Source organism: Streptomyces sp. SP17BM10 (assembly GCF_036322405.1).
Classification (GTDB): Bacteria; Actinomycetota; Actinomycetes; order Streptomycetales; family Streptomycetaceae; genus Kitasatospora.
Genome location: NZ_JAQYXB010000544.1, coordinates 111,400 through 131,897, shown reverse-complemented (window position 1 = coordinate 131,897; position 20,498 = coordinate 111,400). Strand labels below are relative to the sequence as shown.

The following is a 20,498-nucleotide window of genomic DNA, read 5'->3' as shown; positions in this document are numbered from 1 at the left end:
GGCGGGGGGTCAGAGCAGGTCGGCGAGGGCGGTTCGGGAGGTGATGCCGAGTTTGGGGTAGGCCTTGTAGAGGTGGTGGCCGACCGTTCGGGGGCTCAGGAAGAGTTGCGCGGCGATGTCGCGGTTGGTGAGGCCGCGGGCTGCCAGGCGGGCGATCTGGAGTTCCTGCGGGGTGAGGGCCGCCAGGGGGGATTCGGGGGCCGTCGGAGTGGGGGCGGTGGTGCCGGTGGCGGTGAGTTCGGTGCGGGCGCGGGCGGCCCAGGGGTGGGCGGCGAGGCGGTCGAAGGTCTCGAGGGCGGCGCGCAGGTGGGGGCGGGCGTCGGTGCGGCGGCGGGCGCGGCGGAGCCACTCGCCGTAGAGCAGGGCGGTGCGGGCCTGCTCGAAGGGGCGGTGGGTGCCCTCGTGCAGGTGCAGGGCGGCGCGGTAGGCGGATTCGGCGAGTTCGTCGGGGCCGAGGAGGGCCTGGCAGCGCAGGCGCAGGGCCTCGGTCCAGGGCCGGCCGGCGGCGACGCTCCAACGGGCGAAGCGTTCGTACGGCTCGGCGGCGCGCTCGGGGGTGCCGAGCCGGACGGCGGCCTCGACGAGGTCGGGGACGGCGCGGGTGGCGCTGACGTGGTGCCGGTAGCGGCCGGTGGTGAGGGTGTGCAGGCGGTCGGTGGCGTCGCCGGCCCGACCATGGCCGAGGTCGTCGAGGGCGAGCGCCCAGTGGGCCCAGGGTTCGCCGGAGGCGGGAGCGGCGGTCTGCGGTCCGGTGGTGGCGAGGGCCTCGGCGGCGAGGCGGGCACAGGAGTCGGTGGCGCCGGCGAGGGCGGACAGGTAGGCGAGCAGGGCGGTGAGTTGGCTGACCCACTGGTGCTGGCCGGTGTCGCGGGCGAGGTCGAGGGCCTCGGTCGCGGTGACCTCGGCGTCGCGGTGGCGGCCGTGGAAGAGTTCGGCCTCGGCGAGGAAGAAGCCGAGGGTGGGAAGCACTCCGACGGCGCCCTTGGCCCGGGCTTCGGCGACGAGTTCGGCGGCGAGGTCGGCCGTCTCGTCGTCCCGGCCGAGGACGAGGGTGGCACCGCACAGCTGGACGAGGTCGGCCGGGGTGTCGGCGCCGGCCGCGCGGGCGGCGTCGGCGGTGGCGCGAGCGGCGGGCAGCGGACCGGCGTCGCGGCCGAGGGCCGGGAGGACGGCGGCCGCCAGGTGCCGGGCGAGCGGGGTGAGCGGGTCGTCGGCGGCGAGCGGCAGGGCGGCGAGGCGGTCCAGGACGGCGGCCACCGGCTCCTCGCCCGCGTACCAGGCGGCGTGGAAGGCCTGGAGCAGCATCCGGGCGGCGTGCGGCGGTTCGACGGCGGTGCCGGCGGCGTCGAGCAGCAGGCGGTGGGCGGTCGGGTAGGAGCCGCGCCAGAAGTGCGCGGTGGCCCGGACGTGGTCGAGCAGCGCGTGCGCGAGGACGCTGTCGGTGCGGGCGGCGGCCTGGTCGGCGAGCGCTTCCGCGTGCTCCAGCCGGCCCTCCTCGGTGGCGGCTTCGGCGGCGAGGACGAGGCGGCGGGTGGCGGCGTCGCGGTCGGGGGTGAGCCGGGCGGCACGTTCGTAGGCCGCGGCGGCGCCGCCGTGGGCGCCGCGGGTGCCGGCGCGGACGGCGGTGCGTTCGAGCGCGTCGGCGAGGGCGGCGTCGGGGGCGGTGGCGGCGAGGGCGAGGTGCCAGGTGCGGCGGTCACCGTCGGGCAGGGCCGCGCCGACGGCCCGGTGGGCGGCCAGGCGCTGGACGTGCGGCGCGCGTTGGAGGACGGCGGCGCGCAGGAGCGGGTGGCGGAAGGCGAGCCGGCGGTCCGGAGTGACCGTCACCAGGCCCGACTCCTCGGCGGGGGTGAGGTGTTCGGCGCCGGCGCCGAGGGTTTCGGCGGCGGGCAGGACGACGTCGAGTTCGCCGTTCTCCTCGACGGCGGCGACGAGGAGCAGCGTCTGGGTGGCGGCGGGCAGGCCGGTGACCTGGCCGTGGAAGGCGATGAGCAGGCGGCTGGTGAGCGGGATGCTGCCGGGGGCGGCCGTCTCCGGTCCGGCGACGGGGAGTTCGGTGAGGGCGAGGGGGTTCCCGGCGGCCTCGGCGAGCAGCCGGCGGCGGACGGGGGCGGGCAGGTCGGGGCCGGCGCGGTGGGTGAGCAGCGAGGTGGCGTCGTCCTCGGCGAGTGGCGCCAACGTCATTTCGGCCAGGCCGAGTTGCTCCTCGGCGGGGCTGCCGTCCGTACGCGCGGCGAGCAGCAGCACGACGCCTTCGGCCTGGAGGCGGCGGGCGGCGAGCAGCAGGGCCTCCCAGGAGGCGCGGTCCAGCCACTGGACGTCGTCGACGACGCACAGCAGCGGTCGGTCGGCGGCGAGTTCGGCGAGCAGTCCGAGGGTGGCGAGGCCGGTGAGCAGGCGGCTGGTGGAGCCTGGAGCCGTGGTGAGGCCGAACACCGCTTCCAGCGCGAGGCGTTGCGGGCCGGGCAGGGCGGACAGCCGGTCGAGGCCGGGCGCGAGCAGCAGGCTCAGCCCGGCGTAGGGCAGTTCGGCCTCGTGCTCGACGCCGGCCGCCCGGATCACCCGGAAGCCGTCCCCGGCCGCCGCGACCGCGTGGTCCAGCAGGGCCGTCTTGCCGATCCCGGCCTCCCCGGCCAGCAGCAGCACCCCGCTGCGGCCCTCCCGCGCCCCGTCCAGCAGCCCGTCCACGACGGTCTGCTCGCGTTCCCTCCCGTACAGCATGGCCCCGACCCTACCCACCCCCGCCGGGCGGTGACCGGCGAACGTACGCACCCCCTTACCCATACGTGACGGATTCGCCCGCGCCCGCCCGTCCCTACCTTTGTGAGCAGCGGGAACGACCCGCCCAACACCCCATCAGGACAAGGGAGAAGACGATGACCGAGATCACCACGGCCACCATGCAGCAGCTCGCCGAGCGCTACCTCGCGGTCTGGAACGAGGCCGACCCGTCCGCCCGCCGCAAGCTGATCGACGAGGTGTGGGCCGAGGACGGCCGCTACACCGACCCGCTGGCCGCGGTGGCCGGCCGGGACGCGATCGACGCGCTGATCGGCGCCGCCCAGGCCCAGTTCCCGGGGCTGGAGTTCACCCTCGGGCCGGTGGACGCGCACCACGACATCGCCCGGTTCACCTGGAACCTCGGCCCGGCCGGCGCCGAGCCGATCGTGATCGGCTTCGACGTGCTGACGGCCGGCCCGGACGGACGGATCGCCTCGGTGGCCGGTTTCCTGGACCGCGTCCCGGGCGCCTGAACCGCCCTGGCGACTGCCGGTTGCGTGCCCGCTCGGCGCCTGCCGGTTCCGTGTCCCCCGGCTTATCGGGCCGGACACGGAACCGGCGGCCGGGGCCCGTTCAGCGGTCCCCGCGCGGGGGCGCGCCACCGCCCGGAGGCTCCGGATCCCACCCGCCCGTTCCGCTTCGTCCCCCCGATCGGGTTGGATGGTCGGATGAGCGAGGAGAAGAGCGCCGTCCCGGCGTGGGAGCAGCGGTTCCGCGCGGCCCGGGTGTCCCTGCCGGACTGGGCCGAGGACGCCCCGGACCGGGCCCTGTACGTGTCCAACGCGACCGGCACCTACGAGATCTACGCCTGGGACCGCGCCACGGGCACCCACCGTCAGGTCACCGACCGCCCGAACGGCACCACCGACGCCGAACTGTCCCCCGACGGCGGTTCGGTGTGGTGGTTCGACGACCACGACGGCGACGAGTTCGGCGTCTGGCGCCGCCAGCCGTTCGCCGGCGGCCCCGACGAGGAGGCGGTGCCCGGCCTGGAACCCTCCTACTCGGCGGGCCTGGCGCTCGGCCGCGACGGCACCGTGGTCGTCGGCCGCTCCACCGACGAGCACGGCACCACCCTGCACCTGCGCCGCCCCGGCGCCGCCGGGGCCGTCGAGATCTACCGGCACGAGGAGTACGGGGGCGTCGGCGACCTCAGCCACGACGGCACCCTGCTCGCGATCGACCACACCGAGCACGGCGACGCGATGCACTCCGCGATCCGGGTCGTGCGCCTGCTCCCCGGCGGCGACGGCGGCGCGGACATCGAGACCGTCGCCGAGCTCGACGAGGTGACCGGCCGGGACGAGCCGCGGGGCGTCGCCTGCCTCGGCTTCGCACCGGTCGAGGGCGACACCCGCCTGCTCGTCGCCCACCAGCGCACCGGCCGCTGGGAGCCGATGATCTGGGACGTCGCCACCGGCGCCGAGACCGCCCTCCCGCTGCGCGACGAGCAGGGCCGCGAACTGCCCGGTGACGTCTCCGCGCAGTGGCGCCCGGGCGCCGAGGCGCTGCTCGTCGAGCACGAGTACGAGGCACGCAGCGAGCTGTTCTCGTACTCGCTCGCCGACGGCCGGCTGACCCGACTCGACACCCCGCGCGGCACCGTCGGCGGCGCCACCGCCCGCCCGGACGGCACCGTCGAGTACCTGTGGTCCTCCGCCGCCGAGCCGTCCGCCGTCCGCTCCACCGCGGGAACGGTCGTCCTGCGGGCGCCCGGCCCGGTGCCGCCCGGCTCGATCCCGGTCGAGGACGTGTGGGTGGACGGCCCCGGCGGGCGCGTCCACGCGCTCGTGCAGCGGCCCGCCGGGGCCGGCGAGGGCCCGTTCCCGACCGTGTTCGAGATCCACGGCGGGCCGACGCACCACGACAGCGACTCCTTCGCCGCCGGACCGGCGGCCTGGCTCGACCACGGCTTCGCGGTGGTCCGGGTCAACTACCGCGGCTCCACCGGCTACGGCCAGGCCTGGACGGACGCCCTGCGCGAGCGCGTCGGCCTGATCGAGCTGGAGGACATCGCGGCCGTCCGGGCGTGGGCGGTCGCCAGTGGCCTCGCCGACCCGGCGCGCCTGGTGCTCACCGGCGGCAGCTGGGGCGGCTACCTGACCCTGCTCGGCATCGGCGTGCAGCCGGACCTGTGGGCGCTCGGCGTCGCCGCCGTGCCGGTCGCGGACTACCACACCGCGTACGCCGACGAGATGGAGGCGCTCAAGTCGCTCGACCGCACGCTCTTCGGCGGCACGCCGGAGGAGGTCCCGGAGCGCTTCACCGCGTCCTCGCCGCTCACGTACGTCGAGCAGGTGCGGGTGCCGGTCTACATCAGCGCCGGGGTCAACGACCCGCGCTGCCCGATCCGGCAGATCGAGAACTACGTCGACCGGCTGGTGGAGCTCGGCAAACCGCACGAGGTCTACCGGTACGACGCCGGGCACGGGTCCCTGGTGGTCGAGGAGCGGATCAAGCAGCTGCGGCTGGAGATCGACTTCGTCCGGCGCCACCTGGGCGGGGGGTCGGTGTGAGGCGTCGGCTGACGCTGGCGGGGGTGGGGGTGGCCGGTGCGCTCGTGCTCACCGGCTGCCAGGGCGGGCACCGCGACCAGGCGAGCTGCCCGCCCCCCGCAGGGCCGACCGGGCCCTCGGTCACCGCGACGGCCACGGCCGTGGCGACGGCCACACCGGTCGCTACGGCCACACCGGTCGCCCCGGCCGCGTCCAAGGCTCCGGCCGGGGCCACGCCCGGGGCGAAGGCCACCGCCGGCGCGACGCCGGCGAGCGCGCACGGCGGGGCCGCGGTCGTGCAGGCGGCCTACCCGGCGAAGTCGGGCAGCGGCTCGAACGGCTCCGGCGGGAGCGGGAGCGGGAGCGGAAGCGGTTCGAAGGGCTCCGGCGGGAGCGGGAGCGGAAGCGGGTCCAAGGGATCCGGCAACAGCTCGAAGGGGCCCAAGGGCTCGAAGGGCGGCCGGTCGCCGCACCACCACATCGACCACCACGAGTCGAACGTCGTCTACCGCACCCACGGCCGCTGCCACAGCGGCCCGACGCCGGCCCCGACATCGTCCGGCACGTCGACCCCCGCCCCGTGGGCGACCCCGTCCGACACGCCCTCCCAGGTGCCCCCCGCTCCGCAGGCGCCGCCGTCGCGACCGGTCGCGACGCCCACCGCGGCGGGCAAGCCGTCGCGCTGACGGCCGCCCGCGGCGGAGCCGTCAGTCGAGGACCGGGTCCAGTCCGAGGGCCCGGTCCTGCTCGGCCTCCGCCTCACGGCGGAGCAGGCGGTACCACATGAAGACCACGAAGCCCGCGAAGACGAACCACTCCAGGGTGTAGCCCAGGTTCTGGAACGCGCGGAGCGTCAGCCCGTCGCCGCCCTGCGGCTGGACCGTCGGCACCTCGGTCAGCCCGGCCGGCGCGGTGTCGGCGGCGACCCAGCCGTCGTACCAGCCGTCGTACGACAGCACGTTGAGCAGCGCCGCCCGGTTGATCGTGCCGAGCTGGCCGGCCGGCAGACCGCCCGCGACGGCGCCGTTGCTGCCGACCGCCTCGCCGGCCTGGAGCCGGCCGGTGACGGTCACCTCCCCGCCGGGCGGCGGCACCGCGGCGGACGAGGTGTCGGAGGGCGCCCCCGGGGCCCAGCCGCGCACGACGGCGACGGCGTGGCCGTCGGCGGTGCGGAGCGGGGTGAGCACGTAGTAGCCCTGCTTGCCGTCCACCGTGCGGTTGGGGACGAGGAGTTGGTGCGCGCTGTCGTAACTGCCGCTGACCGTGACGGGCTTGCCGACGGTGTCCGTGGTGACCTGCGGGCTGGCCGGGTTCAGCAGGGAGTCGATCGGCCGGGTCTCACTCGTGGTGGCGAGCGCCTTGCCGGCCTCCTTGTGCGAGGAGAACCGGTCCTCGAAGCGGCCGAGCTGCCAGGAGCCCAGCCAGAGGCACACCGCGATGGCCACCAGGGCCAGCACGGTGCCACCGAGCCAGCGCGGGGTGAGGAGGAACCGGTACACACCCCCCACGGTAACCACTCTTCACACGCCGTCCGACCACAGGGGGCACGACACCGCTCTCCGGCGGCGCTTCCGGCACGACTCCTGGCACGCCCGGCTGCCGGTGCCGGCCCGGTCCCGGCGCACGGCGGCCCTCGTTACCCCGTCGGCGGCGTCCCCGACGGCTGCGCCGCCGGCCCGCCCACCGGCTGCAGGCCACCCCGGTACACCGTCCCCGCGCACGCCCCCGGCAGGAGGACCGCGGCGGCCGACGGACTGCCCGGGGCGGGGGTGTGCGCGATGGTGGTGGACGGCGGGCTGGAGGCGGTCGGGTTCGGGGTCGGGCTGCCCGACGGGGTGGGCTCGGTGGTAGGCCCGGCGCTGGGCGACGCGCTGACGTGCGGGTTCGACGAGGGCGCGGCCGACGCGCCGGACGCGGGGGCGCCGGAGGCCGCGGCGGGTGCCTGCGTGGTGAGCGCGACCGGACCGGGCGCGGGCGCACCGGTCGGCGCCGTGGTGGCGCCGCCCTGGCCGGTCGTCGGGCAGACCGGGTCGGGGATCCAGGCGAACGGCACCCGGTAGCCGGCCTGCGGGGCGAGGAGCGGCGGGTCCGTGTCGGCGAGCGGCAGGCCGGTGGCCGGGTCTCCCGCGGTGTGGTCGGTCACCCGGATCCGGCTGCGGTCCGTCCCGGTGACCGCCGTCACGGAGACCGCGCCCGGCCCGCCGAGCCGGCAGGCGTGCCCGGACACGTTGGTCACGGCGAACCACCCGTAGATCCGTCCCTCGGCGTCGGCCGGTCCGGCCTGGGCGGTGCCCTGGCCGAGGTCGCCGCGGGTGCACAGCGGGACGATCGGGCCCTCCCCGCTGCTGGTGGCCGCGGCGGGGGCGGTCGTCCCGCCGTCGGCGCGGGTGCTGCTCGCGCCGGGGCTGGGCGAACTGCTCGCGGTGCCGGACGGCTGCCCGGCGGTGCCGGGGACCGGGCCGGGGCGCGGGGACGCGCCGAACGGGCCCGAGCCGTCGGCCGTCGTCCCGGCGGGCACGCCGGTGACGGGGGCGTCGGCGTGCGGGGAGCCGGGGCCGCCGGAGAGGCCGAGGTGGTCGGCGTTGTGCAGGGCGGGCAGGGCGACGGCGACGGCGGCGGCCAGCGCCAGCGCCCCGGTCAGCGCGCCGCGGCGGGCGGCCCGGCGGCGGGGCACGGCTGCGCGGATGCGGGGCAGTCCGCCGGGGACGGGCTGGATGCCGGCGACCGCCCGGTGCAGCAGGTCACGGACGGCCAGCTCGTCGGTCGTGAGGTCCGCCGTGAGGTCGGGGGTGAGGTCGGAGGTGAGGTCCGAGCTCGCCTCCGGGAGGGGACCCGTGGTGACGTCCACGGTGGCGTCCGACGTGACGTCCGACGTGGGGTCCGCAGTGGGGTCCGGGGTGAGCTCCCCGCCGTGGGCCTTGCCCGCGCCGTCACCCATGGCCGGCCTCCATCTGCGTGCGCAGGGCGGCGAGTCCGCGCGAGCCGTACGCCTTCACCGATCCGAGCGAGATGCCCAGGGTCTCGGCGACCTGCGCCTCCGTCATGTCCACGAAGTAACGCAGCACCAGAACCTCCCGCTGACGGCGTTGCAGGCCTCGGAGCGCTGCTTTCAACTGGTCACGCTCCAGCGCATCGTAGGCGCCTTCTTCTGCACTGGCCATGTCAGGCATCGGCTTCGGCAGCAGTCGCAGGCCGAGGATCCGGCGGCGCAGCGTGGAGCGGGACAGGTTGACGACCGTCTGCCGCAGGTAGGCCAGGGTCTTCTCGGGTTCGCGCACCCGGCGCCGGGCGGCGTGCACCCGGATGAACGCCTCCTGGACGACGTCCTCACAGGTCGAGAGGTCGTCCAGGAGCAGCGCGGCGAGCCGCAGCAGGGAGCGGTAGTGGGCCTGGTAGGTATCGGTGAGGAGGTCCTCGCTGGTACCGGCGTCGGCACCGGCGCCGGAGTCCGCCGCGCCGGGTGCGACCGCGGTCATCTGGCTTTCTTCCGGCCTACTCGCAGGCCGATGGGCGCGCGGCGGGAAGGTCACCGCGGCACTCGCCGAGATGCCCGCCGCTGCCCCCACCATCACGTTCGCCACGCCCGTTGGACACTCGATCCCCTGTCATGGTTGCCCATCCCGGGAGACATTCTTCCGCATCCGCGGAAGTGGCCTCCAGGGAATTCGAGAGGGTTTCCGGACAGATTGTGGGGAGGGCGAGCCCATATCGGACGGTCCCGCCTCACATCGGGCACACGTTTCGGGCCGGACCGGCCGTCAGGAAGCCCGGCCCGGACGGCCGTAACAGAGGGCCGCTACGGACGCCCCACGACGGACGGCAGCAACGGACGGCCGTACCCGCCGGGCCGACTACTCGGGCCAGAGCTCGCCCGCGACGAGCTCGGCGATCTGGAGCAGGTTGAGCGCCGCCCCCTTGCGCAGGTTGTCGCCGCACAGGAAGAGGTCCAGCGCGGCGGGCTGGTCGAGCGCGCGGCGCACCCGGCCGACCCACACCGGGTCCGTCCCGACCACGTCGTTCGGCGTCGGGAACTCCCCCGCCGCCGGGTCGTCGTAGAGGACGACGCCGGGCGCCCCGCTGAGGATCTCCTGCGCGTGCTCCTGCGTCACCTCCCGCTCGAACAGCGCGTGGACGGCGAGCGCGTGGGTGCGGACCACCGGGATGCGCACACAGGTCGCGGAGACCCGCAGGGCGGGCAGGTTGAGGATCTTGCGCGACTCGTCGCGGATGCCGACCTCCTCGGAGGACCAGCCGCCGTCCGTCAACGTGCCCGTCCAGGGAACCGCGTTGAGCGCGAGCGGCGCGGCGAACGGCCCGTGGTCGGCGATCACCGCGCGCAGGTCGCCGGTCTGCCGGCCGATCTCCTGGCGGCCGGCGTCGACGGCGCCGACGAGCGCGGTCTGCTCGCGCAGGGCGGCCTCGCCGTGGCGGCCCTCGCCGGAGGCGGCCTGGTAGGAGGCGACGACGAGTTCGACGAGCCCGTACTCGGCGTGCAGGGCCCCGATGGCCGCGATCATCGCGAGGGTGGTGCTGGCAGGGCTGGCGACGATGCCACGCGGACGGATCCGCAGCGCGGCGGCGTTCACCTCGGGGACGACCAGCGGGACGTCGGCGGCGGTGCGGAACGCGGCCGAGTCGTCGACCACGACGACGCCCTTGGCGGCGGCGATCGGCGCCCAGCGGGCGGAGATCTCGTCGGGCACGGCGAACACCGCCACGTCGATCCCGTCGAAGGCCTCCTCCGTCAGCGCGACCACCTCGACGGATTCCCCGCGCACGACCGGCTCGCGGCCGGCCGAGCGCGGGGAGGCGACGAGTCGTACCTCGCCCCAGATGTCCTGACGGAGCGAGAGCAGGCCGAGCAGCACCTCGCCGACCGCGCCGGTGGCGCCGACGACGGCGAGGTTCGGCCGCCGGGTCATCGCCCGGTGCTCCCGCTCGGCTCCCGGGTCATCGCCCGGTGCCCCCGTAGACGACGGCCTCGTCCGTGTCGCTGTCCAGACCGAAGGCGCTGTGCACGGCGCGGACGGCCTCCGGCACGTCCTCGGCGCGGGTCACGACCGAGATGCGGATCTCCGAGGTGGAGATCAGCTCGATGTTGACGCCGGCGGCGGACAGCGCCTCGAAGAAGGTCGCGGTGACGCCCGGGTTGGAGCGCATGCCCGCGCCGACCAGGGAGATCTTGCCGATCGCGTCGTCGTAGCGCAGCGACTCGAAGCCGATGCCCTCCTTGACCCGGCCGAGCGCGTCGATGGCCTTCTGGCCCTCGGCCTTGGGCAGGGTGAAGGAGATGTCGGTCAGCCCGGTCGACGCGGCGGAGACGTTCTGCACCACCATGTCGATGTTGACCTCGGCGTCCGCGATGGCGCGGAAGATGCGCGCGGCCTCGCCCGGCTTGTCGGGCACGCCGACGACCGTGACCTTGGCCTCGGAAGTGTCGTGGGCGACTCCGGAGATGATGGCCTGCTCCATCTCGCCCCCTTCGGGCTTGTTCGGGTTGTCGTTGCTGACGATCGTCCCGGGGAGACCCGAGAAGGACGAGCGTACGTGAATCGGGATGTTGTAGCGCCGGGCGTACTCCACGCAGCGGTCGAGCAGCACCTTGGAGCCGGACGAGGCCAGCTCCAGCATGTCCTCGTACGCGATCCAGTCGATCTTGCGGGCCTTCTTCACGACGCGCGGGTCGGCGGTGAACACGCCGTCCACGTCGGTGTAGATCTCGCAGACCTCGGCCTTCAGCGCGGCGGCGAGCGCGACCGCGGTGGTGTCCGAACCGCCCCGGCCCAGCGTGGTGATGTCCTTGCTGGACTGCGAGACGCCCTGGAAACCGGCCACGATCGCGATGTTGCCCTCGTCGAGGGCGGTGCGGATGCGACCCGGCGTCACGTCGATGATGCGTGCCTTGTTGTGGACGGAGTCCGTGATGACGCCGGCCTGGCTGCCCGTGAAGGACTGGGCCTCGTGCCCCAGGGATTTGATCGCCATGGCCAGCAGGGCCATGGAGATGCGCTCTCCAGCGGTCAGCAGCATGTCGAACTCGCGGCCGGCGGGGAGAGGTGACACCTGCTCCGCGAGTTCGATGAGCTCGTCCGTCGTGTCGCCCATCGCGGACACCACGACGACGACCTCATGGCCGGCCTTCTTGGCGTCAACGATTCGACGGGCCACGCGCTTGATGCCCTCGGCATCCGCAACGGATGAGCCGCCGTACTTCTGCACGACAAGGCCCACGTGCGCTCCTCGACTTGTGTCGTTTCCGGGGGCGGGTGGGCCCCCGCACCCCCGGGGAAGGGGGATCTGCGGTCCGCGCCAGTCTACCGAGCAGGGGTGCCCCGTCCGGTGCCATCCGTATGATGAGACGCACGTTTCAGCACGTGGGCGGCGGTGCGGGGCGGCTCACCGGCAGGTCTGCGGGCCATCCGGCGCGGCTCCGAAGAATCGGCGGGCGGACGGACGGCGGCACGGCCGGATTTCTTTCCGGGGGCGAGCGGTGAGGCCTTCGTCACACTCGCGGGGCCGGCGCCGGCCCGAGCCTCACCTGTCGTCCGGCCCGGCCGGCGCGGCCCGGCTCCTGGTCGGCTTGGCTCCTGCTCGGCGTGGCTCTCGCTCGACATGGTTCCCGCTCGGCTTGGCTCCTGCTCGGCGTGGCCCTAGCGTCCGAGGCCGAGCTCGGCCGCCATGAGGTCGCCGGCCTGCTGCTCCAGCTGCTCGTCGGTGAGCCCGTCGTCGTCCGTGTCGGCGCCGTCCGGCACCGCACCGATCGGGCTGTCCAGCCGGACGTGGGCGATCAGCGACTGCAGGGCCCGCAGCACCGCCGAGCAGGTCGTGCCCCAGTTGGAGAGGTACGAGAACTGCCACCACCACAGCGCCTCGCTGACCCGGCCCTCGCGGTAGTGCGTCAGTCCGTGCTGGAGCTCGCCGACCACGCCGGCCAGGTCGTCCGAGATCCGGAACGCGTTCGGCTTCTCCGGCGGACCGTACGGGTCGAAGACCTCGTGGTAGACGTCGATCGGCGCGAGCAGCGCCGCCAGCCGCTCACGCAGCTGCTCGCCGTCCGGCTCCGGCCCCGCGTCGGGCTCGAAGCGGTCCTCCGGGACGACGTCCTCGATCGCGCCCAGCCGGCCGCCGGCCAGCAGCAGCTGCGAGACCTCCAGGAGGAGCAGGGAGACGGCACTGCCCGGCTCGTCGCCCTTGGCGACCTCGGTGACGGCGAGCACGAAGCTCTCCACCGAGTCCGCGATCTGCACCGCGAAGTCGTCCGGCTCCGAGCCGTGTCCGTGGGTGTGCGGTGTGTGGTTGCGCCGGTCCCCGAGGGGGTCGCCGTGCAGGTCGCCGTGCGGCTGCCCGTGCGCCTCGCCGTGGGACGGCTGGTGGGGGGCGTGGGGCTGCTGGTTGATCGTCCGGTCAGACATCGAGCAGTCGTCTCCCTTCGAAGGCGCGGCCGAGGGTGACCTCGTCCGCGTACTCCAGATCCCCGCCGACGGGCAGACCGCTCGCCAGACGGGTCACCTTCAGGCCCATCGGCTTGCACAGCCGGGCCAGGTAGGTGGCGGTCGCCTCCCCCTCCAGGTTGGGGTCGGTGGCCAGGATCAGCTCGGTGACCGTGCCGTCCGCGAGGCGCGACAGCAGCTCGCGGATCCGCAGGTCGTCCGGGCCGACGCCCTCGATGGGGCTGATCGCGCCGCCCAGCACGTGGTAGCGGCCGCGGAACTCGCGGGTGCGCTCGATGGCGACGACGTCCTTGGGCTCCTCCACCACGCAGATGACGGCCAGGTCGCGGCGCGGGTCCAGGCAGACCCGGCACTGCTCGGCCTCCGCGACGTTGCCGCAGACCACGCAGAAGCGGACCTTGTCCTTGACCTCCAGCAGCGCGTGCGCGAGGCGGCGGACGTCCACCGGGTCGGCCTGCAGGACGTGGAAGGCGATCCGCTGCGCGCTCTTGGGCCCGACGCCGGGCAGCCTGCCCAGTTCGTCGATCAGGTCCTGAACCACGCCCTCGTACAACGTCGCGCCTTCCCTCGGGTGGTCGGTGGTGCGCCGGCCGGTGCTCCGGCCGGTGGTGCTCCGGTGCCATCATCCAACGAATCGGGCGCCGGACACACCGCCCGACGCCCGACTCCCACATAAATCACATGGACCGACCGGCCGGTCTCCCACTGTGACCGGCCGACCCGAGGGTCCGCCGAGGGCCCTTCGGGGGCCGCTGGGAGGCCCTGCCGGGTCTTCCCGGGCTCCTGGGGTCCTGGGGTCCTGGGGGTCCTCCCGGGTCTTCTCTCCAGTACCGGCTAGAACGGAAGACCGGGCATGCCGCCGCCCATGCCCTGGGTCAGCGGGCCCATGCGCTCGGCCTGCATCTTCTGCGCGGCCTGGTTCGCGTCCCGGACCGCTGCCAGGACCAGGTCGGCCAGGGTCTCGGTGTCCTCCGGGTCCACGGCCGCCGGGGCGATGGTCAGCGCCACCAGCTCACCGGCACCCGTCACCGTGGCCTCGACCAGACCGCCGCCGGCCGAACCGTTCACCTTCGCCTCGGCCAGCTCCTGCTGCGCCTTGGCGAGGTCCTGCTGCATCTTCTGCGCCTGCTTCAGCAGCTGCTGCATGTTGGGCTGGCCACCACCGGGGAACACGGCTCACTCCTTGCTGTCGCACCTGTGCACGGGCCCGCGCGCGGCTCCCACGCCGTCGTCCACGGCGTGGTCCGCGTGCTCGGCACCCGTCGTCGTCACCGCCGAGCCTACGTGCTGCTCAGTTGCCGCGGTGGTGGATCTCCTCCAGGACCGTGGCACCCAGTTCGCGGATGATCAGGTCCTGCCCGGAGAAGGCCTCCTCGTTGAGGTCCGGGTCGTCCTCCTCCGGGATGTCGTCCTCCGGTGCCACGTGCGGCGCCGGGGGCGCGGCGACGGGCGGCGGGCCCTGGACGGGCGCGGCCTGGACCGGCGCCGGGGCGGGCACCTGGGCCTGGGGCTGCTGCCGGACTGGCGCCGGCGTCGGGGTGGCGGGCTGCACCGGGGGCGCGGCCGCCGCCGGACGCGCCGGCGCGCCCCAGCCACTGGTGGTGGCGCCCGGCGCGGGGGCCCCGCCGCCGAAGCCGCCACCGGTGCCGCCACCGGCTCCCCCGCCCGCTCCGCCGGACGGGTCGACGATGCACTCGATCCGCCAGTCCACGCCCAGGGCGTCGCCGAGCGCCTGGCGCAGGACGTCGTCGCTGTTGCTGCCGACGAAGCTGTCGCGGGCACCCGCGTTGACGAACGACACCTGGAGCACGCTGCCGTCGAACCCGGCCACCTGGCCGTTCTGGCTGAGCAGGATCCAGGTGAAGCGACGGCGGTTCTTCACCGCCTCCAGGATCTGCGGCCACAGCTGCCGGACCTGCGCGGCGCCCTGCTGGGCGGCACCGGACGGCTGCGCGGCGGCGGCCGGCGGCTGGGCGACGGGTGCGGGCACCGGGGCCGCCTGGGGCTCGGGTTGCGCCGCCACGGGCGCGGCCGGGGCCGGCGCGGGGGCCGCGGGGGCACCGCCGGCGGGCGGGAAGCTGCGCGGGATCGGCCACGCGCCGGGCGCGGGGCCGGCGGGGGCCGGAGGCGCCGCCGGGGCGGGGGCAGCGGGAGCCACGGGGGCGGGGGCCGCCTGGACGGGGGCCGGAGCCGGAGCTGAGGCCGGGACGTCTGCTGAGGGCGGCGCCATTGTGGGGGCGGTGGGGGTGGCGGGGGCGGCCATGCCGGGCACGGCCACCGGCGTGGCGAAGCCGCCCGCCGCCGCCCGCCGCTCCAGCTTGTCGAGCCGCGCCTGGAGCGACAGCTCGTCGCTGTAGGCGCCCGGCAGCATCACGCGGGCGCAGATCAGCTCCAGCTGGAGCCGGGGGGCCGCGTTGCCGCGCATCTCGGTCAGCCCGGTGTTGACGATGTCGGCGGCCCGGCTGAGCTCGGCCGCCCCGAAGGCGTCCGCCTGGGCCTGCATCACGGCGACGCGGTCGGCCGGGGCGTCGATCAGCCCCTTCTCGCCGGCCTCCGGCACGGTGGCGAGGATCACGAGGTCGCGCAGGCGCTCCAGCAGGTCCGTGACGAACCGGCGCGGATCGTGCCCGCCCTCGACCACCCGGTCGATCACCTGGAACACCGTCGCGCCGTCCTGCGCGGCGAAGGCGTCCACCACCTCGTCCAGCAGGGCCGAGTCCGTGTACCCGAGCAGCGCCGTCGCCATCTGGTACGTCACGCCGCCCTCGGTGGCGCCGGCCAGGAGCTGGTCCATCACCGACATCGAGTCGCGGACGGAACCGGCGCCGGCCCGGACGACGAGCGGGAACACCGAGTCCTCGACCTGGATGCCCTCCCGGCCGCAGACCTCGGCCAGGTAGTCGCGCAGCGTGCCGGGCGGGACCAGCCGGAACGGGTAGTGGTGCGTCCGGGACCGGATCGTCCCGATGACCTTCTCGGGCTCGGTGGTCGCGAAGATGAACTTGAGGTGCTCAGGCGGCTCCTCCACCACCTTGAGCAGCGCGTTGAACCCGGCCGAGGTCACCATGTGCGCCTCGTCCAGGATGAAGATCTTGTACCGGCTGTGCACCGGCGCGAAGAACGCCCGCTCGCGCAGCTCGCGCGCGTCGTCCACACCACCGTGCGACGCCGCGTCGATCTCGATCACGTCGATCGACCCGGGCCCGCCCGTGGCCAGGTCCCGGCAGGACTGGCACTCGCCGCAGGGCGTGGGCGTCGGCCCCTGCTCACAGTTCAGGCAGCGGGCCAGGATGCGCGCGCTCGTCGTCTTCCCGCAGCCGCGCGGCCCGCTGAACAGGTACGCGTGGTTGACCCTGTTGTTGCGCAGGGCCTGCTGGAGCGGAGCGGTCACGTGCTCCTGCCCGATGACCTCCGCGAAGGTCTCGGGGCGGTAGCGGCGGTACAGGGCTAGGGACACACCCCCGACGATATCGGGACGGACCGACAAACGCGGCACCCCTCGTCCCGCCCCGGGAACGCAAAGACCCCTCGTGCACCCGCCAGAGCCCTCCTACCCTTGCTGCCTTCCGGCCCTGGGGGGGTTCAGAGAGATGACGCCACACGAGGGGCTGCCCCCAACACTACCGGATCCCAGCCCCGACGATCCACAGGCCACCCCCACCTCCCCACCTCGGGATAGCTGGTCGCGAGCACCCCGAAACATGTACTAAGCTCTCCCACGGAGGATTCGCCTAGAGGCCTAGGGCGCACGCTTGGAAAGCGTGTTGGGGGCAACCCCTCACGAGTTCGAATCTCGTATCCTCCGCCATGGCCGACAAGCCATAACGAAGGCCCCGACCGCTGAGCGGTCGGGGCCTTCGTCGTGCCGTGGTCTCAGTTCTGGCCACGGTTCGGCTCCTGGGCCACCGGCCCCGGACCGACAACACACCGAACACCGAGCCGTGGCTACCGCTCCAGCGCTGCACGTACCCGCAGTCACCCACTACGCCGATCCGACCGGGGTGGTGACCCAGGGCCCGACGGTGCCCCGGGCACGGTAAGCCGGAGCCCAGGGGCCAGCTGGGCATGCCCGGCGGCAAGCACCGCACCTACTGTTGGGGCAGCTCGCAGCCGTCCGGCCCGCATGCCTTCGCGTCGCCCCCGCCGACCGGGATCAGTGGCACCGGCAGCTGGCTCTCCCATGCCTGCTCGAGCGCCCGCGCGAACGTTTCCACAGGCTGCGCGCCCGACACTCCCAGGCGCCGGTCAAGGACGAAGAACGGCACGCCCGTCGCCCCCATCGCGCTCGCCGTCGCCTCGTCCTCGCGCACGGCGTCCGCGTACGCCTCCGGATCGGCCAGCACCGCGGCCGCCGCCTCGCCGTCCAGCCCCGCCTCGACGGCCGGCTCGACCAGCCGCCCCGCCGCGAACGCCGAGCGCTCCTCGGCGAAGTTGGCCCGGTACAGCACGTCCAGCAGCTCCGCCTGCCGCCCCTGCCCCTTGGCGAAGTGCAGCAGCCGGTGCATGTCGAAGGAGTGCGCCGCGTCGCGCCCCTCGCTCAGGTACGGCAGCCCCTCCCCGCGCGCGTTCTCGGCGATCCGTCCCTCCGCCGCCTCGGCCTGATCCAGGCTCAGGCCGTACTTCGCCGCCAGCAGCGGGATCAGCGGGCGGGCCGTACGCGGCGCGCGCGGGTCCAGCTCGAACGACCGGTGGACGACCTCCCCCGGTCACACCCGGTGAAGCCACTGTGAAACGGTACGCGGTCACGAGTCCGCGTCGAACCAGGACGCGGTGTGCCGCAGCAGTGCTGGGACGGCCTGGTCGGGGTTCAGGCGGTACACGGCCCGGATCGCGAGGGAGAACTCGGGGCCGGTATCGGTGAGGGGGAGCACGCGTACACCGGGCAGGGCGAGATCGGCCGTGTGCTCGGAGACCAGGGTGACACACAGCCCGGAGGCGACATAGCCGAGGAGTCCGGGGAGGTCGTCGGCGCGGGCCCTGATCCGGGGCTTGAAGCCCGCGCGGCGGCACATGAGCTGCCCCTTGCGGGCCAGCTCGGGCAGGGCCCGCTCGCTGACGAAGACGAACCAGTCCTCCCGGAGGGCACTCAGCGGGAGTTCGGCCGCACCCGCGAGCGCATGGGTCTCGGGCAGGGCGACATGCACCCGCTCACGGCCGAGCTCCACCAGTTCCAGGTCATCGGCCTGCAGAGGTGCGGTGCGGATGAAGGCGAGGTCGATGGAGCCCAGCCGTAGCGCCTCGACCAAGGCGATGGAGGAGGCCTGGGTCACCTGGATGCGCAGGTCGGGCAGATCACGTGCCGCGTTGGCCAGCAGCCGGGGCACGTGCCAGTGCGCGAGACCGCTGACGTACCCGATACGGACCTCGCCCGCGTCCCCCGAGGCTATCCGGCGGGCGCGGGCGAGTGCGGCCTGCTGGGCGTCCAGCAGATCACGGGCGTCCGTGGCGAACGCCGCGCCCGCCGCGGTCAGTTCGACACCGCTGCTGCTCCGGTCGAGCAGCCGGGCGCCGACGATCCGCTCCAGGCGCTGGATGGCCTGGCTGAGCGGAGGCTGACTCATCATCAGCCTTTCGGCCGCCCGGCCGTAGTGCTTCTCCTCGGCGAGTACCGTGAACTGCTCCAACAGGCGTGGCGTGAGGTCCATGCCAAGATCCTAGAGATTCACCGTGACTTCGTGCCGGTGAGAAGGGGCCAGAGGTCCTCCGCCCGCTGCGCGAGCGCCGTACGGCCGAGGCGGGCCGACCAGTGGGCTTCGTCCCCGTCCTCGTCGCGCCAGGACCACAACCGGGTGGTGGCGAAGCGCAGTTCGCTGAGTTCGGTGAAACCGATGGCGCCGTGCAGCTGGTGGGCGATCCTGGCGATCTCCGCGACCGAGGCGGAGGCCTGGGTCTTGGCGGCGGCGATGGCGAACGCGTCCCCGAAGCCGTGGAGTTCGACCTCCTCTCCGGCGGCCTCCACCGCGGCGCCGACCAGCGCGGACTCCTCGATGAGCCGGGCCTCTTCCTGCTTGACGGCCTGGAAGTGGCTGAGCGGCCGGCCGAACTGGATGCGACTTGAGGTGTGAGCAACCGTCAGTTCGACGCAGCGCTCGGCCGCCCCGGCGATCAGTGCTGCGCGGGCCAGGGCGGCGCGCAGTTCGAACTCGGCCAAAAGGTCCGGGGTGATGGGGCGTACGAGCTCGGCAGGGACCCGGTAGTCGGCCAGGTACAGGGTGTCGCGCGGCTCGCCGGCGAGGTTGGAGCCGGCTGCGACCGTCGTACGAGCGGGGTCGACGGGGAACAGGATGGGTCCGCCCGGGCCCTGCGCCGCGACCAGTACGGTGGCGCTGCCGCCCCAGGGCACCCGGGGCAGGGTGCCCGAGACGCGTAGGGCGAGGTCCTCGCCCATGGTCCCCGCCGGACCGACGTGGAAGGCCGAGGGGTGGGCCCAGGCGATCGCCAGGTCGGTGGCCAGGCAGTGGGTCACGGGGCCTGCGGGTAGGACGAGTCCGGTGCGCTCGGCGAGCGGCCGGGCGACGAGGATGCTTTCGGCAACCGGCCCGGACGCGGTTCCGGACCCGGTCCCCGCGGTGCGCCCTGCGGAACGGATGTCGGCAAGCTGCTGCGCGATGCTCATGACTGCTGCTCCTGCTGCTCAAGGGCTCGGGTGATGATGCCGCGAAGGATTTCGTTGGTGCCGCCGCGCAGGGTGTATGCGGGGGTGTGCAGGAGCGCGGTGGCGAGGAGTTCGGGGTAGGTGCCGGGCGTGGCTCCGGCGTCGGCGGCCACCGGCAGGATCCGCCGGGCCTCGTTCACGACCTCGCCCTCGAGTCGGGTGCCGAGGTCCTTCACCAGGGCTGCCCGGACGTCGGCGGGGCGTCCTTCGTCCAGCGCGGCGGCCACCCCGAGGGAGAGCCGGCGCACGGCGTACACCCGCGCGAGGAGCGCGCCGAGGCGGGCCTGCTGGTCGGCGGTGGTGGCGCGGCCCGACAGCTCACGCACCAGCGCGACGAGCAGCGGAAAGGTGCTCAAGTACCGCTCGGGGCCGCTGCGTTCGAAGGCGAGCTCACCGGTCACCTGCGCCCAGCCGTCGCCCTCGCTGCCGAGCAGCATGCCGTCGGGGACCTCGACGCCCTCCAGGTGGAAGTAGTTGAAGGTGTGCTCGCCGGTCAGCAGCCGGATCGGCTCCACGCGGACCCCGGGGGCGCGCAGGTCCACGATGAACTGGCTGAGCCCCTGGTGGCGGTCGGCGTGGTCGCTGGTGCGGGCCAGGACGATCGCGTAGTCGTTGACGTGCGCGCCACCGGTCCACATCTTGGTGCCGGTCAGCTTCCAGCCGCCGTCGATGCGCTCGGCGCGGGTCGCCACGTTCGCCAGGTCGGAACCGGCCTGCGCCTCGCTCATCCCGATGGAGAAGAAGCAACGGCCCTCGGCGATGGCGGGCAGGAAGCGCTTCTTCTGCTCCTCGCTGCCGTGGGCCAGGATCGAGGGCGCGGCCTGGCGGTCGGCGACCCAGTGCGCGGAGACCGGCGCCCCGGCGGCGAGCAGTTCCTCGATCACCACCACCCGGGCGGCGAAGCCCAGGCCGCCCCCGCCGTACTCCTCGGGCAGGGCCATGCCCACCCAGCCGCACTCGGCGAGCCGCTGGCTGAACTCCGGCAGCCAGCCGGTCAGCCAGGAATCGGGGCGCCCGAGCACGGTGCCGCGGGCGCGCTCCTCGTCGAGGAACCTGCGGACCTCCAGACGTAGTTCGAGGGCTCGGGCGGGCAGCAGTGCCGATGTGTCGGTCATG

Annotated in this window: 16 protein-coding genes, 1 tRNA gene, 1 other RNA gene and 1 pseudogene; 4 read left to right on the top strand and 15 right to left on the bottom strand. The window is 74.4% G+C overall.

Annotated elements, in window-relative coordinates:
- Positions 1–9 precede the first annotated feature (9 nt).
- Entirely contained in the window at positions 10–2,721 is a 2,712-nt protein-coding gene (locus PUR71_RS13995) for a helix-turn-helix transcriptional regulator (RefSeq protein ID WP_329927294.1), read from the bottom strand.
- A 155-nt stretch (positions 2,722–2,876) separates the two neighbouring features.
- On the opposite strand from PUR71_RS13995, the gene PUR71_RS13990 reads away from it, so the two are divergent.
- From PUR71_RS13990 to PUR71_RS13980, 3 genes are all read left to right on the top strand, one after another.
- The gene (locus PUR71_RS13990; protein ID WP_329927293.1) at positions 2,877–3,254 is read left to right on the top strand and encodes a nuclear transport factor 2 family protein; all 378 of its coding nucleotides are present in this window, start codon (positions 2,877–2,879) and stop codon (positions 3,252–3,254) included.
- A 195-nt stretch (positions 3,255–3,449) separates the two neighbouring features.
- Positions 3,450–5,297 carry a S9 family peptidase gene (locus PUR71_RS13985; protein WP_329927292.1) on the top strand — a complete coding sequence of 616 codons (1,848 nt, stop codon included), beginning with the start codon at positions 3,450–3,452 and terminating at the stop codon, positions 5,295–5,297.
- 23 nt (positions 5,298–5,320) lie between these two features.
- A complete protein-coding gene (locus tag PUR71_RS13980; protein ID WP_329927291.1) occupies positions 5,321–5,962 on the top strand; it encodes a hypothetical protein in 642 nt (213 codons plus the stop codon).
- A 21-nt stretch (positions 5,963–5,983) separates the two neighbouring features.
- On the opposite strand, the gene PUR71_RS13975 is transcribed toward PUR71_RS13980, so the two are convergent.
- The 10 genes from PUR71_RS13975 to ffs form a co-directional block, all read right to left on the bottom strand.
- Entirely contained in the window at positions 5,984–6,775 is a 792-nt protein-coding gene (locus tag PUR71_RS13975) for an SURF1 family protein (RefSeq protein ID WP_329927290.1), read from the bottom strand.
- Positions 6,776–6,912: 137 nt separating this feature from the next.
- Entirely contained in the window at positions 6,913–8,214 is a 1,302-nt protein-coding gene (locus tag PUR71_RS13970) for a hypothetical protein (protein ID WP_329927289.1), read from the bottom strand.
- Positions 8,207–8,752, bottom strand: coding sequence for a SigE family RNA polymerase sigma factor (locus tag PUR71_RS13965; protein WP_329927288.1), 546 nt, complete (start codon positions 8,750–8,752; stop codon positions 8,207–8,209). The genes PUR71_RS13970 and PUR71_RS13965 overlap by 8 nt, the downstream gene beginning before the upstream one ends.
- A 375-nt stretch (positions 8,753–9,127) precedes the next feature.
- Positions 9,128–10,198, bottom strand: coding sequence for an aspartate-semialdehyde dehydrogenase (locus PUR71_RS13960; RefSeq protein WP_329927287.1), 1,071 nt, complete (start codon positions 10,196–10,198; stop codon positions 9,128–9,130).
- Between the two features lie 28 nt (positions 10,199–10,226).
- Positions 10,227–11,507: an aspartate kinase gene (locus tag PUR71_RS13955; RefSeq protein ID WP_329927286.1), complete on the bottom strand. Its 1,281-nt coding sequence runs from the start codon at positions 11,505–11,507 to the stop codon at positions 10,227–10,229.
- 419 nt (positions 11,508–11,926) lie between these two features.
- On the bottom strand, positions 11,927–12,688 hold the full coding sequence (locus PUR71_RS13950; RefSeq protein WP_329927285.1) for a DUF5063 domain-containing protein: 762 nt from the start codon (positions 12,686–12,688) through the stop codon (positions 11,927–11,929).
- Positions 12,681–13,280, bottom strand: a complete 600-nt coding sequence (recR, locus tag PUR71_RS13945; RefSeq protein WP_329927284.1) for a recombination mediator RecR — start codon at positions 13,278–13,280, stop codon at positions 12,681–12,683. The genes PUR71_RS13950 and recR overlap by 8 nt, the downstream gene beginning before the upstream one ends.
- 281 nt (positions 13,281–13,561) lie before the next feature.
- Positions 13,562–13,900, bottom strand: coding sequence for a YbaB/EbfC family nucleoid-associated protein (locus PUR71_RS13940; RefSeq protein WP_329927283.1), 339 nt, complete (start codon positions 13,898–13,900; stop codon positions 13,562–13,564).
- Between the two features lie 118 nt (positions 13,901–14,018).
- A complete protein-coding gene (locus tag PUR71_RS13935) occupies positions 14,019–16,184 on the bottom strand; it encodes a DNA polymerase III subunit gamma and tau (protein WP_329927282.1) in 2,166 nt (721 codons plus the stop codon).
- Between the two features lie 59 nt (positions 16,185–16,243).
- An RNA gene (gene ffs, locus PUR71_RS13930) (signal recognition particle sRNA small type) lies at positions 16,244–16,340 on the bottom strand.
- Positions 16,341–16,447: 107 nt separating this feature from the next.
- On the opposite strand from ffs, the gene PUR71_RS13925 reads away from it, so the two are divergent.
- Positions 16,448–16,535, top strand: a tRNA-Ser gene (locus PUR71_RS13925).
- A gap of 280 nt (positions 16,536–16,815) precedes the next feature.
- On the opposite strand, the pseudogene PUR71_RS13920 reads toward PUR71_RS13925, so the two are convergent.
- The 4 genes and pseudogenes from PUR71_RS13920 to PUR71_RS13905 form a co-directional block, all read right to left on the bottom strand.
- Positions 16,816–17,415: pseudogene (locus PUR71_RS13920) on the bottom strand (DsbA family oxidoreductase); the annotation flags it as partial.
- A gap of 54 nt (positions 17,416–17,469) precedes the next feature.
- On the bottom strand, positions 17,470–18,372 hold the full coding sequence (locus tag PUR71_RS13915; RefSeq protein ID WP_329927281.1) for a LysR substrate-binding domain-containing protein: 903 nt from the start codon (positions 18,370–18,372) through the stop codon (positions 17,470–17,472).
- A gap of 17 nt (positions 18,373–18,389) precedes the next feature.
- Positions 18,390–19,343: an acyl-CoA dehydrogenase family protein gene (locus tag PUR71_RS13910; RefSeq protein WP_329927280.1), complete on the bottom strand. Its 954-nt coding sequence runs from the start codon at positions 19,341–19,343 to the stop codon at positions 18,390–18,392.
- Positions 19,340–20,497: an acyl-CoA dehydrogenase family protein gene (locus tag PUR71_RS13905; RefSeq protein ID WP_329927279.1), complete on the bottom strand. Its 1,158-nt coding sequence runs from the start codon at positions 20,495–20,497 to the stop codon at positions 19,340–19,342. The genes PUR71_RS13910 and PUR71_RS13905 overlap by 4 nt, the downstream gene beginning before the upstream one ends.
- Position 20,498: the final 1 nt, after the last annotated feature.

Excerpts from the sequence above, each read along its gene's own strand:
- PUR71_RS13995 (WP_329927294.1), bottom strand. The coding sequence starts at position 2,721 with ATGCTGTACGGGAGGGAACGCGAGCAGACCGTCGTGGACGGGCTGCTG.
- PUR71_RS13990 (WP_329927293.1), top strand. The coding sequence starts at position 2,877 with ATGACCGAGATCACCACGGCCACCATGCAGCAGCTCGCCGAGCGCTAC.
- PUR71_RS13910 (WP_329927280.1), bottom strand. The coding sequence starts at position 19,343 with ATGAGCATCGCGCAGCAGCTTGCCGACATCCGTTCCGCAGGGCGCACC.
- PUR71_RS13905 (WP_329927279.1), bottom strand. The coding sequence starts at position 20,497 with ATGACCGACACATCGGCACTGCTGCCCGCCCGAGCCCTCGAACTACGT.
- PUR71_RS13970 (WP_329927289.1), bottom strand. The coding sequence starts at position 8,214 with ATGGGTGACGGCGCGGGCAAGGCCCACGGCGGGGAGCTCACCCCGGAC.
- PUR71_RS13915 (WP_329927281.1), bottom strand. The coding sequence starts at position 18,372 with ATGGACCTCACGCCACGCCTGTTGGAGCAGTTCACGGTACTCGCCGAG.
- PUR71_RS13950 (WP_329927285.1), bottom strand. The coding sequence starts at position 12,688 with ATGTCTGACCGGACGATCAACCAGCAGCCCCACGCCCCCCACCAGCCG.
- PUR71_RS13960 (WP_329927287.1), bottom strand. The coding sequence starts at position 10,198 with ATGACCCGGCGGCCGAACCTCGCCGTCGTCGGCGCCACCGGCGCGGTC.
- PUR71_RS13985 (WP_329927292.1), top strand. The coding sequence starts at position 3,450 with ATGAGCGAGGAGAAGAGCGCCGTCCCGGCGTGGGAGCAGCGGTTCCGC.
- PUR71_RS13965 (WP_329927288.1), bottom strand. The coding sequence starts at position 8,752 with ATGACCGCGGTCGCACCCGGCGCGGCGGACTCCGGCGCCGGTGCCGAC.